The sequence below is a fragment of the Staphylococcus equorum genome (assembly GCF_029531845.1).
Lineage (GTDB): Bacteria > Bacillota > Bacilli > Staphylococcales > Staphylococcaceae > Staphylococcus > Staphylococcus equorum_C.
This window is the reverse complement of the sequence record NZ_JAMBPV010000009.1, coordinates 32,045-46,894: the sequence shown is the minus strand read 5'-3', so window position 1 is coordinate 46,894 and position 14,850 is coordinate 32,045. Positions and strand designations below refer to the sequence as shown.

Genomic DNA, 14,850 nt, shown 5'->3' with positions numbered 1-14,850 from the left:
GAAATGGGTGCAAGATAATGCCTGATAAAGTACGAACATCACCTCAGTATGAATCGTTCCACGAATTATACAAAAATTACACTACAAAAGATCTCACTCAAAAAGCAAAATCTCTTAAACTAACAAATTATAGTAAACTTAATAAAAAAGAACTTGTTCTTGCAATTATGGAAGCGCAAATGGAAAAAGATGGTAACTATTATATGGAGGGTGTGTTAGACGACATCCAACAAGATGGTTATGGCTTCCTTAGAACAGTCAATTATTCTAAAGGTGAAAAAGATATTTATATCTCTGCCAGTCAAATACGTCGATTTGAAATTAAGCGCGGCGATAAAGTTACTGGTAAAGTAAGAAAACCAAAGGATAACGAAAAATATTATGGTTTGCTACAAGTTGATTTTGTAAATGATGAGAATGCAGAAGAAGTCAAAAAAAGACCTCACTTTCAAGCGTTAACACCATTATATCCTGAAGAGCGAATCGTATTAGAAACAACGAAACAAAACATTTCGACTCGAATTATGGATTTAATTACGCCAATTGGTTTGGGCCAACGTGGACTTATTGTTGCACCGCCAAAAGCCGGTAAAACGTCTTTATTAAAAGAGATTGCTAACGCTATCGCTATCAACAAACCAGATGCAGAATTATTTGTATTATTAGTCGGAGAGCGCCCAGAAGAAGTAACAGATATTGAACGCTCTGTTGAATCTGCTGAAGTTGTGCATTCTACATTTGATGAGCCACCACAACACCATGTTAAAGTTGCAGAGCTTTTATTGGAACGTGCCAAAAGACTTGTTGAAGTTGGTAAAGATGTCATTATATTAATGGATTCAATTACAAGATTAGCCCGTGCATACAACCTTGTTGTTCCACCAAGTGGACGCACATTGTCTGGTGGTTTAGATCCAGCGTCATTACACAAACCAAAAGCATTTTTCGGGGCCGCTAGAAATATTGAAGCAGGTGGAAGCATGACGATATTAGCTACAGCGTTAGTTGATACTGGGTCACGTATGGATGATATGATCTATGAAGAATTTAAAGGTACAGGTAACATGGAATTACATCTGGACCGTAAATTAGCAGAACGTCGCGTATTTCCAGCTATTGATATTGGTCGCAGTTCAACGCGTAAAGAGGAATTACTTATTTCTCCAAAAGATTTAGAATCATTATGGCAATTACGTAATATGTTTACTGATTCAATTGATTTTACAGAAAGATTTGTACGTAAATTAAAACGTACAGAAAATAATAAAGAATTTTTTGAACAATTACAAAAGGCTGCTAAAGAAAGCACTAAAACAGGTAAACCAATTATTTAAGATAAAATTCGCGAGATGATATCACGGTAATATATGATTTAGGGTTGCGTTTTGGTTTTAAAGCAATTATAATTATCAAGTATTGGGTAAAAACTCACAAACAACTCTGTTCCAGATGGTTCAGGGCAAAGGAGCTGAAAATAATGAGAAAAAATATTCATCCTGAATACCACAATGTAATCTTTTTAGATACATCAACGGATTTTAAATTCTTAAGTGGTTCAACAAAATCTTCAAAAGAGACTATGGAATGGGAAGATGGCAACGAATACCCAGTTATTCGTTTAGAAGTTTCATCTGATTCACATCCATTCTACACAGGACGCCAAAAATTCGCTGCTGCGGATGGCCGTGTGGAACGTTTCAACAAAAAATTCGGAATCAAATCAAGCGACGAGTAATCGTTGTTATAAGGCATTCTCATTATATGAGAATGCTTTTTTGTTTTAGTTAGCGTTTTATAAATATAAGTCTCTGATTGAGAGCATTACAATTTTAATAATTTTTATACATAAAATAACTCAATATCTTGAAGAAATAACATATTTCAATTAAAAAAATATGCTATAATGAATCGATTATGTTTTGAAAAAGGTGGAACGCATAATGTATGAAACTTATCATTCCGGGTGGATTGAATGTATTACTGGAAGCATGTTTAGTGGTAAATCTGAAGAGTTAATTCGTCGATTAAGACGAGGGCTTTATGCTAAGCAAAAAGTAGTTGTATTTAAACCGGCTATAGATGACCGCTATCATAAAGATAAGATTGTTTCTCATAATGGCAATGCTATTGAAGCAATTAATATTTCAACAGCGGCTGAGATACTTAAGCACGATTTGTCAGACACAGATGTTATAGGCATCGATGAAGTGCAGTTTTTTGAAGAAGGTGTAGTTAATATTGTTGAACAATTAGCTAAAAAAGGCCATAGAGTCATTACAGCGGGATTAGATATGGATTTCCGAGGAGAACCGTTTGAACCTATTCCACACCTACTGGCAGTAAGTGAAGAAGTGACTAAACTACAAGCTGTTTGTGCTGTTTGTGGCGCATCTTCAAGCCGCACACAAAGGTTGATTGATGGTAATCCAGCAAAAATAGATGATCCAGTTATATTAGTTGGTGCAAATGAAAGTTACGAACCAAGATGCAGAGCGCATCATATTGTTGCACCAAGTAATGATATGAAGGAGGAAATGTAGTGTTTGATCAATTAGATATTGTAGAAGAAAGATATGAACAATTAAATGAATTATTAAGTGATCCAGATGTAGTAAGTGATCCAGATAACTTAAGAAAATATTCAAAAGAACAATCAGATCTACAAAAAACTGTAGACGTATATCGCAATTATAAACAAGTTAAAGAAGACATTGTTGAAATAGAAGAAATGTTGAAAGAAACAAAAGATAGTGATGAAATTGAGATGTTAAAAGAAGAACACCAATCACTTAACAATCAAGTTCCGAAACTAGAAGAGAACCTAAAATTTCTACTTATTCCTAAAGATCCTAACGACGAGAAAGACGTTATCGTGGAAATACGTGCTGCTGCTGGCGGAGATGAAGCTGCAATTTTTGCTGGTAATTTATTTAGAATGTACTCTAAATATGCTGAAGCACAACGCTATAAAACAGAAATCGTAGAAACGGCTGAAAGTGATCATGGTGGTTATAAAGAAATCAGTTTTTCAATTTCAGGATCAGGCGCCTACAGTAAGTTGAAATATGAAAATGGCGCCCATCGTGTACAACGTGTACCTGAGACCGAATCTGGTGGACGTATCCACACATCAACTGCTACTGTTGCAGTATTACCAGAAGTTGAAGATGTAGAAATTGAAGTGCGTAATGAAGATATTAAAGTAGATACTTACCGCTCAAGTGGCGCAGGTGGACAACATGTTAATACTACGGATTCAGCTGTACGTATTACCCATGTTCCGACTGGAATCATTGCAACGTCTTCAGAAAAATCGCAAATTCAAAACCGTGAAAAAGCAATGAAAGTTTTGAAAGCACGTTTATTTGATATGAAATTACAAGAAGAGCAACAAAAATATGCTGCGCAACGTAAATCAGCAGTAGGTTCTGGTGACCGTTCAGAACGTATTAGAACGTATAATTATCCTCAAAGTCGAGTGACTGACCACCGCATTGGTTTAACGATTCAGAAGTTAGATCAAGTAATGGAAGGGAAATTAGACGAAGTGATAGATGCATTAACATTAGCTGAACAAACTGATAAATTGAAAGAACTTAACAATGGTGAATTATAAATCACGACTGACTAATGCAAAAACGAAATGTATTGAACTAAACATTGAAACTACTCGAGCAGAATGGTTAATGTTAGATTTATTGCAATGGAGTAAAGCAGATTACTTGATGCATAAGGATGAAGCAATGTCGGATATACATTTGAAATTGTATGACGACGCTGAAGCGAGAATGTTAAAAGGTGAACCGATTCAGTATATTGTTGGAAGCCAATCATTTTATGGTGAGACATTCAAGGTGACTGAAGATTGTTTAATACCTAGACCTGAAACTGAGGAAGTCATGTTACACTTTTATAACGAGATTCATTCTGATGATACAATTGTTGATATTGGCACAGGTAGTGGCAATATTCCAATTACACTCAAAAAAATGAACAGTTCATTAACTGTCTATGCTACTGATTTATATGATACCGTATTAGCGGTAGCGCAAGAAAATGCGTGTAACCATCAAGTTGACATCAACTTTTTGCAAGGCGATGCATTAGAACCTTTAATAGAACAGGGAATAAAAGTGAATGGTTTAATTTCTAATCCGCCTTACATTGATGATAGTGAAGCTGAACTGATGAATGATACAGTATTGAAATATGAACCACATTCTGCATTATTTGCAGAAGATAATGGGTATAGGGTTTATGATGCAATATTAAATCAATTACCAAAAGTACTTCTTCCGAATGCAAAGGTCGTTTTTGAAATTGGTTACAAACAAGGTCAAACATTGAAACAAAAAATACAATCTAAATATCCCTCATTAGATGTTCAAATTATAAAAGATATTAATAATAACGATAGAATTATTTCTTTCGAGTGGTAATAAGAAGTTATGTACTGAACATGGTAAATCATGAGAGTGCATAACTTTTTATTTTATTCTAAAATGAATCATGAGAAGAAAGGGCGGGGCTAAATGGAAACGAAGATTTGGGATTTACGACAGTATAAAAATGAAAACAGTCAATTTCCGTATATAAATGAAATCAAGCGCATCTTCGAACAAGGTGGCTTGATCGCAATACCAACAGAAACAGTATATGGTCTTGCTGGAGACGCGAGAAATGATCAAGCAATCAAAAAGATATATGAAGCGAAGGGTAGACCTTCAGATAATCCGTTGATTGTACACATACATGACTTAAAACAAATGCAGCATTTTACACAAGGTATAACAGACGAAATTAAACTATTGATGAACCATTTTTGGCCTGGGCCAATCTCTTTTATATTACCGCTTAAAAAAGGATATTTATGTGAAAGTGTAAGTGGAGGTTTATCATCAATTGCTGTTAGAATGCCAAGTCATTCAATCGGCAGACTAATTTTACAAGTCGTAGACATACCATTAGCAGCACCGAGCGCAAATTTAAGTGGCAGACCTTCACCTACAACTTTTGAACATGTTTATTCAGATTTAAATGGCCGGATCAATGGCATGGTAAATGGTGATCAAAGTGAAGAAGGGTTAGAAAGCACTGTATTAGATTGCACACAGTTTCCATTTAGAATTGCTAGACCTGGTTCAATAACGAAACCGATGATTGAAGCGGTCTTACCTTTTAGTGTATCTACAGCAAACACCTTGGACAACGATAAACCAATCGCACCAGGAATGAAGTATAAGCATTATTCGCCAGATACCCCGTTACAAATTGTTCAAGCATTTAATGAAAAACCCTCAGAAGAAAAAGATTGGAGCCAAACAGCATTTATCGTTCCAAATGATAAGCGGGCGTTTGTGCCTGAGCAGTCTATTTTTATAGAATTATGTAAAAATGAAAATGATATTAAAGGTGCGAACCATAACCTATATAAAATATTGCATCATATTGACCAAGATGAACAAATTAAAATAGCATTTATTTATGGCTTTGAGATCACTGATCATACCATAGCGATTATGAATAGAATGATGAAAGCTGCAAGCCAAACTATTGTTAAAGGAGATCAACTATGCGAATAATTTTTGTTTGTACTGGTAATACGTGTAGGAGTCCGATGGCTGAAAGTATTGCCAAAGCAAAAATGCCTGATTACACCATTGAATCACGAGGTGTTTTTGCTCTAGATGGTCAACCTACGTCTCAAAATACAATGAGCATTATAAATGAACATCGTTTACCATTGCCGCATAATGCTAAACGTTTTACAGTAGAGGATTTAAATGCAGATTTAATATTAACAATGTCACAATCTCACAAAGAAACAATACAACAATTATATGGAGAATCAGGGAAGGTATTTACAATCACTGAATATGTTCAACGAGAAGGAGAAATTACTGATCCTTATGGCGGAACGGTATATGATTATAATAAAATATATAATGAATTAAATTTGTTGATAGATACTTTAAAAAATAAAATATTAAAGTAATAATTTTGTTAAATTAGTATGAGTGAGTAGCTAAATACGTTATAATAAAATACGTATAGCAAAATTGCTATCGTCTAATCTTGTATGTCTCATAGCATCAAGGTGTTTAAATACTTTTTTTAAATCATTATTTTAAAAGGGGTGGGAGAATGGAAGATCTAAAGCTATTGTTAAATGAGTTAAAGTCTAAAAATTTCTTTGAAGCAGATGAATTATGTGTGATTGGTTGTTCTACATCTGAAGTAATTGGTGAGCGTATAGGTAGTGTAGGCTCTATGGATGTAGCACAAGAAATATTTGAAGCATTAAAGGAAATTGAGAATGACACAAATGTTGCTTTTGTATTTCAAGGCTGTGAACATATTAATAGGGCAATAACGATTGAAAGGTCTAAGTTCGATCCCCTTACGATGGAAGAAGTGTCTGTTATACCAGATGTTCATGCAGGTGGTAGCTTAGCAACTTACGCTTACCAACATATGCAAGATCCAATGGTTGTTGAACACATAACAGTACCAAAAGGTATTGATATTGGTCAAACATTAATTGGCATGCATATTACGCATGTAGCCATTCCAGAACGTACAAGTGTTAAACAGATTGATGAGGCAGTTGTTACAATCGCTTCTTCAAGACCTAAGAAAATTGGTGGCGAAAGAGCAAAATATAACTAATACAGAACGAGGGGGATTTACCTATGTCATTTATTCAAGAGCAAGATAAAGAAATATATGAAGTGATTCAAAATGAATTTAACCGTCAAAATAACAATATCGAGCTGATTGCTTCAGAGAACTTTGTTTCAGAAGCAGTTATGGAAGCGCAAGGTTCAGTATTAACAAACAAATATGCTGAAGGCTATCCAAACAGAAGATACTATGGTGGATGTGAATACGTAGATGTGTCTGAAACATTAGCTATCGAACGTGCCAAACAACTTTTTGGTGCTGAACACGTTAACGTACAGCCGCACTCTGGGTCACAAGCAAATATGGCTGTTTATCTAGTAGCATTAGAACACGGTGATACTGTATTAGGCATGAATTTAAGCCATGGTGGTCACTTAACACATGGTTCGCCTGTTAACTTTAGTGGACAATTTTATAACTTTGTTGAGTATGGTGTAGACAAAGCAAATGAACAAATTGATTACGATGAAGTATTAAGAGTAGCTAAAGAAAATAAACCAAAATTAATCGTCGCAGGCGCATCTGCCTATTCTCGTACTATTGATTTCAAACGATTCAAAGAGATTGCAGATGAAGTAGGGGCAAAATTAATGGTAGATATGGCGCATATTGCAGGTTTAGTTGCAGTTGGTTTACATCAAAACCCTGTTGAATATGCTGATTTTGTAACTACTACAACACATAAAACATTGCGCGGCCCTCGTGGTGGAATGATCTTATGTAAAGAAGAGTACAAAAAGCAAATTGACAAAAAAATCTTCCCTGGTATTCAAGGTGGACCATTAGAACACGTTATCGCTGGGAAAGCAGTTGCTTTTGGTGAAGCGCTACAAGATGACTTCAAAACATATCAGCAACAGGTAGTTAATAACGCTAAAACATTAGCAGATACATTGACTAAAGAAGGTTATAGAGTCGTTTCAGGCGGCACAGATAATCATTTAGTATCTGTAGATGTTAAAGGTTCAGTAGGTATAACAGGTAAAGTAGCTGAAGAAACATTAGATGCTGTAGGTATCACATGTAACAAAAATACAATTCCGTTTGATCAAGAAAAACCATTTGTAACAAGTGGTGTTCGTTTAGGTACACCTGCTGCAACAACACGTGGATTTGACGAAGCTGCTTTTGAAGAAGTTGCAAAAATTATCAGTTTAGTTTTAAGAAATCCAGAAGATGAAAAAGCATTAGAAGAAGGAAAAGAAAGAGTTAAAGCATTAACTACAAAACATCCTTTATACAATTAAAATTGGAGGAAGTAAATTATGGGCAAAGTACATGTTTTTGATCACCCACTTATTCAACACAAATTAAGTTACATTCGAGACGTACATACAGGGACTAAAGAATTTAGAGAGCTAGTAGATGAAGTAGGTATGTTAATGGCATACGAAGTAACAAGAGATTTAGAGTTACAAGATGTAGAAATAGACACACCGGTAACTAAAATGGTAGCTAAAAGATTAACGGGTAAAAAATTAGCATTTGTACCAATTTTAAGAGCTGGCTTAGGTATGACACAAGGTATTTTAAATTTAGTACCAGCAGCGAGAATAGGTCATGTGGGTCTATATAGAGATCCTGAAACACTTGATGCAGTTGAATATTTTGTGAAGTTACCACAAGATATCGAAGAAAGAGAAATTGTAGTCGTAGACCCAATGTTAGCGACAGGTGCTTCAGCAATTGAAGCAATCAATTCTCTTAAAAAACGCGGTGCGAAAAACATTCGTTTTATGTGTTTAGTTGCTGCGCCTGAAGGTGTAGAAAAATTACAAGAAGCACATGAGGATGTAGATATTTTCATAGCTGCGTTAGATGAAAAATTAGATGACCATGCATATATCACACCTGGTTTAGGTGATGCTGGAGACCGTTTATTCGGAACAAAATAGTTTTACCCAGGAGTGGAGTAGAATGAAGAAGATAATGACTGTATTCGGGACACGTCCTGAAGCAGTGAAAATGGCGCCGCTCGTATTAGCATTACGAGATGATGCTGAGTTGGAACCTATAGTAGTAGTTACTGCACAGCATAGAGAAATGTTAGATTCTGTACTGGAAAGCTTTCATATCACACCAGATTACGATTTGGATATTATGAAGCAAGGCCAATCATTATCTGAAATTACTTCTCGTATTTTGACTAGACTAGAGGACGTTATTAAGGAAGAACAACCAGATATGATACTTGTGCATGGCGACACCATGACAACTTTCGCTGGAAGTTTGGCAGCATTATATAATCAAATTCCTATTGGCCATGTGGAAGCAGGCTTAAGAACTTGGGATAAATATGCTCCATTTCCTGAAGAAATGAATAGACAAATGGTAGGGGTAATGGCAGATTTGAACTTTGCCCCTACCAATAATGCTGCAGAAAATCTTATTGCGGAAAATAAACCGTCAGATACTGTAGTAGTAACCGGAAATACAGCAATTGATGCTATGAAGACTACCATACATGAACATTATCAATCTGATATTATAGACAGACATAAAGATAAACGCATTATTTTACTAACTGCTCATAGACGTGAAAATATTGGTGAGCCAATGGAGCATATTTTTAAAGCAGTAAGAGACATTGTCGATAAATATGAAGATGTAGTAGTCGTTTATCCTGTACATAAGAATCCAAAAGTAAGACAAATTGCAGATTTATACTTATCTAATCATGATCGAATTGAATTAGTCGAACCATTAGAAGTAGTTGATTTTCATAATTTTGCACATCAGTCTTATTTAATATTAACGGATTCAGGTGGCGTTCAAGAAGAAGCACCATCTTTAGGTAAGCCGGTATTAGTTTTAAGAGAAGCAACTGAAAGACCAGAAGGTGTAGAAGCAGGCACATTGAAAATTGTTGGTACAAATGCACAAATGATTTTTGATGCTACACAAGCATTATTGGAAGATAAGCAATTGTACAAATCAATGAGTGAAGCGCGCAACCCTTATGGTGATGGGAAAGCATCAAATAGAATTTGTGAAAATATAAAGTATTATTTTCGCCTAATTCCCCAAAAACCTAGTTTTTTTAAATATTAATAGCGGTGAATGTGTCTTTTTTGTGACAAGTGTGCAAAAAAATAAACTACATTTTGAATAGAATTGACACCTTTACCGCCCTATATTATTATTAAAACTGTATGATTGAAATGGTTTTCATCATTGAATGAAAAAATGAAGTGAGGCACAGTAATGAAACGTTTCAACATCATTTTTAAACAGTACATTCAATTTTATTTGTATGGTATAATTGTACTGTTATTTGTGTTTATTTTCACAAGTTCGCCATTTATTTTAGGACTTATCATAGGCATGATTGGATCACTTATTAATACTTTTACTTTCGAGTTTTATTTAGAGAAAGCGAAACAAAAAGATAACATACATATTTCAACGGGCAACGTTTGGAGATATTTGATTGTGATTCTTGCATGTTGTACTTGGTATTTTTATAAGGACTATATAAATATTATTGGTGTGGTTGTTGGTTTAATGATTTCTTATGTTTTGATGGTTTTAAAACCGTTTTTACACAAGGAATAAAATCTTAATATGAAAGAGGTGAGAAAGCATGGATCATAAAGACCCTCTAGTCAGTTGGAATGTGTTCGGTCTAAACATCGTGTTTAATCTATCATCAATTATGATGTTGGTTATTACAGCGCTTATTGTTTTTGTCATAGCTATTATTTGTACACGCAACCTCAAGAAACGTCCATCTGGTAAGCAAAACTTTATAGAGTGGGTTTTTGACTTTGTAAGAGGCGTTATCGAAAGTAATATGGCATGGTCTAAAGGTGGTCAATTCCATTTCCTTGCCGTTACATTAATATTCTTCATATTTGTCAGTAATATGATTGGATTACCTTTTCAATTAATTTCAGGTCATACACTGTGGTGGAAATCACCAACAGCTGATGCAACTGTTACTTTGACATTGTCAACTTTAGTTATCCTTTTAACACACTATTATGGTGTTAAAATGAAGGGTCCAAAAGGATACTTCCAGAACTATACTAAGCCAATATTCTTATTACCAATTAATATCTTTGAAGAATTTACTTCTACCTTAACATTAGGTCTACGACTATACGGTAATATCTTTGCAGGTGAATTACTGCTTGGTTTATTAGCAGGTTTAGTATTTAGTTTCCCAGCATGGGGATGGTTGATTGGTATCCCAGGTTTAATTGTTTGGCAAGGGTTCTCAATATTTATTGGTACAATTCAGGCTTATATTTTTGTAATGCTTTCAATGGTATACATGTCCCATAAAGTTCAGGACAGTCATTAATTTAAAAATTTTAAAAAGAAAAATTAGGAGGATTTATAAATGAATTTAATCGCAGCAGCAATCGCAATCGGTTTATCAGCACTAGGTGCAGGTATTGGTAATGGTCTTATCGTTTCAAGAACAGTAGAAGGTGTAGCACGTCAACCAGAAGCACGTGGTCAATTAATGGGTATTATGTTCATTGGTGTCGGCTTAGTTGAAGCACTACCAATCATCGGTGTAGTTATTGCTTTCATGTCACTATAATTAAACCAGTTTTATGGCGAAGTCTTGTAGGCTTTCGCCGTTCGTTTTTATCAATATGTCTTATAATTATAATGAATGAAAGGAGTGTCTATGTAAGTGACTGCTACGACAAACATGTTCGTACTTGGTGCGGCTGACACTAGTGGTGTTCAGTGGGGAACAATCCTTGTTACCCTTGTAACTTTTCTTATATTAGTAGCTTTATTGAAAAAATTCGCTTGGGGTCCATTAAAAGGTGTAATGGATCAACGTGAACATGATATTAATAAAGATATAGATGATGCTGAACAAGCTAAATTAAATGCACAGAAGTTAGAAGAACAAAACAAACAAACGCTAAAAGAAACACAAGATGAGGTTCAAAAGATTTTAGAAGATTCTAAAGTCCAAGCCCGCAAACAACATGAAGAAATTATTCATGAAGCAAACATTAGAGCAAATGGCATGATTGAAACAGCACAGAATGAAATCAACAGTGAAAAAGAACGTGCAATTGCTGATATTAATAATCAAGTTTCTGAGCTTTCAGTATTGATTGCATCAAAAGTACTTCAAAAAGAAATCTCAGGCAAAGATCAAAAAGAATTAGTTGAAAAGTACATTAAAGAGGCAGGCGATAAATAATGGCTATCTTAGCAAAAAAATATGCCAAGGCTTTATTTGATACTGCTAAAGACACAAACAATCTTGAAATGATGTACGAGGAATTTTCAACAATCAACGAAGCAGTACAACCCGAAACAAAAAAATTACAAGCGTTGGATGCAGATCCACAAAAAGATGTACAACAGCGTCGTAGTTTTGCAAAAGTAGTGTTTGGTCATGCCAATCAATACTTACAAAACATGTTAACGATTCTTGCAAGTAACCGTCATCTTTCTTACATTCATGAAATATATATAGAATTTGAAGCTTTATTTAATCAACATCACAATCAAGAATATGCTGTAGTTGAATCAGTATATGAATTGTCAGATGAAGATTTAGAACGTATTGATACGATAATTAAATCACGTACAAATTACTCTAAAATCATGATTACAAATAAAATCAATCCAGACCTTATCGGTGGTGTCCGAGTTAAAGTTGGAACGAAAGTCATGGACGCAAGTATTAAAAATGATCTTGCACAATTAGAGAAACAATTTATTAGAGTGAAATAAAAATTTAAGGAGTGACATAGATGGCCATTAAAGCTGAAGAAATCAGTGCATTACTTCGCTCACAAATAGAAAATTATGAGTCAGAAATGGCTGTTACTGATGTAGGTACAGTACTACAAATAGGTGATGGTATAGCATTGATCCACGGATTAAATGATGTTATGGCTGGTGAGCTAGTAGAATTTAATAGCGGCGTTCTAGGTTTAGCACAAAACTTAGAAGAGTCAAATGTAGGTGTCGTAATTTTAGGCCCTTACGGCAACATTAAAGAAGGGGACGAAGTAAAACGTACTGGACGTATTATGGAAGTTCCTGTTGGTGAAGAATTACTTGGCCGTGTTGTTAATCCATTAGGACAACCAATAGATGGACAAGGACCTGCTAACACAACAAAGACACGCCCAGTTGAGAAAAAAGCAACTGGTGTAATGGATCGTAAATCAGTTGATGAACCATTACAAACAGGTATTAAAGCGATTGACGCATTAGTACCAATTGGCCGTGGTCAACGTGAATTAATTATAGGTGACCGTCAAACTGGTAAAACGACAGTTGCAATTGATACGATTTTAAACCAAAAAAATCAAGATACGATTTGTATTTATGTTGCAATCGGTCAAAAAGATTCAACTGTACGTACGAACGTTGAGAAATTACGTCAAGAAGGCGCGTTGGATTATACAATTATTGTTTCTGCTTCTGCAGCTGATCCAGCACCGATGCTTTATATCGCACCATATTCTGGTGTAGCTATGGCTGAAGAATTCATGTTCGATGGTAAGGATGTATTAATAGTTTATGATGATTTAACAAAACAAGCTGCGGCTTATCGTGAATTATCATTACTATTACGTAGACCTCCAGGCCGTGAAGCTTACCCTGGTGACGTGTTCTACTTACATAGTAGATTGTTAGAAAGAGCAGCAAAATTAAACGATGAATTAGGTGGCGGTTCAATTACTGCATTACCAATTATCGAAACACAAGCTGGCGATATCGCAGCATATGTACCTACAAACGTTATTTCAATCACTGATGGACAAATTTTCTTACAATCAGATCTATTCTTCTCTGGTGTAAGACCTGCAATCAATGCTGGTCAGTCAGTATCACGTGTTGGTGGTTCTGCACAGATTAAAGCAATGAAAAAAGTTGCCGGTACTTTACGTTTAGACTTAGCGTCGTTCCGTGAATTAGAATCATTTGCTCAATTTGGTTCTGATTTAGATGAATTTACTGCACAAAAATTAGAACGTGGTAAACGTACTGTAGAAATTTTAAAACAAGATAAAAACCAACCACTACCTGTAGAGAATCAAGTATTAATTATTTATGCTCTAACTAAAGGTTATTTAGATGATATTCCAGTTGAAGACATCACTCGTTTTGAATCAGAATTAAATCAATGGGCGAAATCAAATGCCTCTGAATTATTAGACGAAATCAAAACTTCTGGTGCTTTACCTAACGAAGATGCATTTGAATCAGCTATTACTGAATTCAAAAAAAGTTTCAGTAAAACAGAAGCATAGTAGTTATAGTAAATAAAAGGTGGTGAGATAATGGGATCTCTTAAAGAGATTGATACACGTATAAAATCAACTAAAAAAATGAAACAAATTACGAAAGCAATGAACATGGTTTCAAGTTCAAAATTGCGTCGTGCTGAAAGAAATACAAATCAATTCAGACCTTATATGGAAAAAATGCAAGATGCAATTACTGCGGTTGCTGGTGCAGATAAAAATTCAAATCACCCAATGTTACAACAACGTGAAGTGAAGAAAAGTGGCTATATTGTCATCACAAGTGATCAAGGATTGGCAGGCGCGTATAATGCGAATGTATTGAAACATTTAGTTAACGATATTGAGAATAAGCATGCTAGTAAAGATGAATATTCAATTTTAGTCTTAGGACAAACTGGTGTGGATTTCCTTAAAAATAAAGGTTATGAAGTTCATGATTCACTTGTTGAAGTACCTGATCAACCTTCATTTAAAGAAATACAAGCTATCGCTAAAAAAGCGGTAGATTTATATAGCGATGAAGCAGTAGATGAGGTTAAAATCTACTATAGTCATTTCGTCAGTGTATTAGAAAATACACCTTCCATGAAAACTGTACTTCCATTGTCTCCAGAAGATTCAAGTTTAGGACATGGTCAAATGTCTTCATATGAATTTGAGCCAGACAAAGAAGCAATCTTAAGCGTTATTCTACCACAATATGTAGAGAGTTTAATATATGGAACGATTTTAGATGCGAAAGCAAGTGAGCATGCGACTCGTATGACTGCTATGAAAAATGCATCTGATAATGCGACAGAGATTATTGATGATTTATCAATTGAATATAACAGAGCTAGACAAGCAGAAATCACTCAACAAATTACTGAAATTGTTGGTGGTTCAGTTGCGCTTGAATAATTATTAAAGGAGGCAAAAAAGC

General features: G+C 34.9%; 18 protein-coding genes. All 18 read left to right on the top strand.

Features of this window, described 5'->3' with window-relative positions; translation table 11 throughout:
- Positions 1–17: 17 nt before the first annotated feature.
- The 18 genes from rho to atpG all read left to right on the top strand — a co-directional run bounded on the left by rho (position 18) and on the right by atpG (position 14,828).
- Positions 18–1,334 (top strand): transcription termination factor Rho, encoded by a 1,317-nt coding sequence (rho, locus tag M4L39_RS10935; protein ID WP_277582056.1) that lies wholly within the window; start codon positions 18–20, stop codon positions 1,332–1,334.
- Positions 1,335–1,477: 143 nt separating this feature from the next.
- On the top strand, positions 1,478–1,735 hold the full coding sequence (locus tag M4L39_RS10930) for a type B 50S ribosomal protein L31 (RefSeq protein WP_277582055.1): 258 nt from the start codon (positions 1,478–1,480) through the stop codon (positions 1,733–1,735).
- A 205-nt stretch (positions 1,736–1,940) separates the two neighbouring features.
- Positions 1,941–2,540 carry a thymidine kinase gene (locus M4L39_RS10925; protein ID WP_277582054.1) on the top strand — a complete coding sequence of 200 codons (600 nt, stop codon included), beginning with the start codon at positions 1,941–1,943 and terminating at the stop codon, positions 2,538–2,540.
- Positions 2,540–3,616: a peptide chain release factor 1 gene (gene prfA, locus M4L39_RS10920; protein WP_277582053.1), complete on the top strand. Its 1,077-nt coding sequence runs from the start codon at positions 2,540–2,542 to the stop codon at positions 3,614–3,616. The genes M4L39_RS10925 and prfA overlap by 1 nt, the downstream gene beginning before the upstream one ends.
- Positions 3,603–4,439 (top strand): peptide chain release factor N(5)-glutamine methyltransferase, encoded by an 837-nt coding sequence (gene prmC, locus M4L39_RS10915; RefSeq protein ID WP_277582052.1) that lies wholly within the window; start codon positions 3,603–3,605, stop codon positions 4,437–4,439. The genes prfA and prmC overlap by 14 nt, the downstream gene beginning before the upstream one ends.
- A 93-nt stretch (positions 4,440–4,532) precedes the next feature.
- On the top strand, positions 4,533–5,582 hold the full coding sequence (locus M4L39_RS10910; protein ID WP_277582051.1) for an L-threonylcarbamoyladenylate synthase: 1,050 nt from the start codon (positions 4,533–4,535) through the stop codon (positions 5,580–5,582).
- Positions 5,573–5,995 carry a low molecular weight protein arginine phosphatase gene (locus tag M4L39_RS10905; RefSeq protein ID WP_277582050.1) on the top strand — a complete coding sequence of 141 codons (423 nt, stop codon included), beginning with the start codon at positions 5,573–5,575 and terminating at the stop codon, positions 5,993–5,995. The genes M4L39_RS10910 and M4L39_RS10905 overlap by 10 nt, the downstream gene beginning before the upstream one ends.
- Before the next feature lie 149 nt (positions 5,996–6,144).
- A complete protein-coding gene (locus tag M4L39_RS10900; RefSeq protein WP_277582049.1) occupies positions 6,145–6,669 on the top strand; it encodes a TIGR01440 family protein in 525 nt (174 codons plus the stop codon).
- 23 nt (positions 6,670–6,692) lie between these two features.
- Positions 6,693–7,931, top strand: a complete 1,239-nt coding sequence (glyA, locus tag M4L39_RS10895) for a serine hydroxymethyltransferase (protein ID WP_277582048.1) — start codon at positions 6,693–6,695, stop codon at positions 7,929–7,931.
- An 18-nt stretch (positions 7,932–7,949) separates the two neighbouring features.
- Complete coding sequence (gene upp / locus M4L39_RS10890) at positions 7,950–8,579, top strand: uracil phosphoribosyltransferase (protein ID WP_002507072.1); 630 nt, start codon at positions 7,950–7,952, stop codon at positions 8,577–8,579.
- A 22-nt stretch (positions 8,580–8,601) separates the two neighbouring features.
- The gene (wecB, locus tag M4L39_RS10885) at positions 8,602–9,735 is read left to right on the top strand and encodes a non-hydrolyzing UDP-N-acetylglucosamine 2-epimerase (RefSeq protein ID WP_277582047.1); all 1,134 of its coding nucleotides are present in this window, start codon (positions 8,602–8,604) and stop codon (positions 9,733–9,735) included.
- A 153-nt stretch (positions 9,736–9,888) separates the two neighbouring features.
- A complete protein-coding gene (locus M4L39_RS10880) occupies positions 9,889–10,239 on the top strand; it encodes an ATP synthase subunit I (RefSeq protein ID WP_277582046.1) in 351 nt (116 codons plus the stop codon).
- 28 nt (positions 10,240–10,267) lie between these two features.
- The gene (atpB, locus tag M4L39_RS10875) at positions 10,268–10,990 is read left to right on the top strand and encodes a F0F1 ATP synthase subunit A (protein WP_277582045.1); all 723 of its coding nucleotides are present in this window, start codon (positions 10,268–10,270) and stop codon (positions 10,988–10,990) included.
- Between the two features lie 39 nt (positions 10,991–11,029).
- Positions 11,030–11,236, top strand: a complete 207-nt coding sequence (gene atpE, locus M4L39_RS10870) for a F0F1 ATP synthase subunit C (RefSeq protein ID WP_002507076.1) — start codon at positions 11,030–11,032, stop codon at positions 11,234–11,236.
- Positions 11,237–11,332: 96 nt separating this feature from the next.
- Positions 11,333–11,860, top strand: a complete 528-nt coding sequence (locus tag M4L39_RS10865) for a F0F1 ATP synthase subunit B (protein WP_021339776.1) — start codon at positions 11,333–11,335, stop codon at positions 11,858–11,860.
- Entirely contained in the window at positions 11,860–12,399 is a 540-nt protein-coding gene (locus M4L39_RS10860; protein WP_277582044.1) for a F0F1 ATP synthase subunit delta, read from the top strand. Before M4L39_RS10865 ends, M4L39_RS10860 begins: the two co-directional genes overlap by 1 nt.
- Before the next feature lie 20 nt (positions 12,400–12,419).
- On the top strand, positions 12,420–13,931 hold the full coding sequence (atpA, locus tag M4L39_RS10855; RefSeq protein WP_277582043.1) for a F0F1 ATP synthase subunit alpha: 1,512 nt from the start codon (positions 12,420–12,422) through the stop codon (positions 13,929–13,931).
- Positions 13,932–13,961: 30 nt separating this feature from the next.
- The gene (atpG, locus tag M4L39_RS10850) at positions 13,962–14,828 is read left to right on the top strand and encodes an ATP synthase F1 subunit gamma (protein WP_002507080.1); all 867 of its coding nucleotides are present in this window, start codon (positions 13,962–13,964) and stop codon (positions 14,826–14,828) included.
- Positions 14,829–14,850 lie beyond the last annotated feature (22 nt).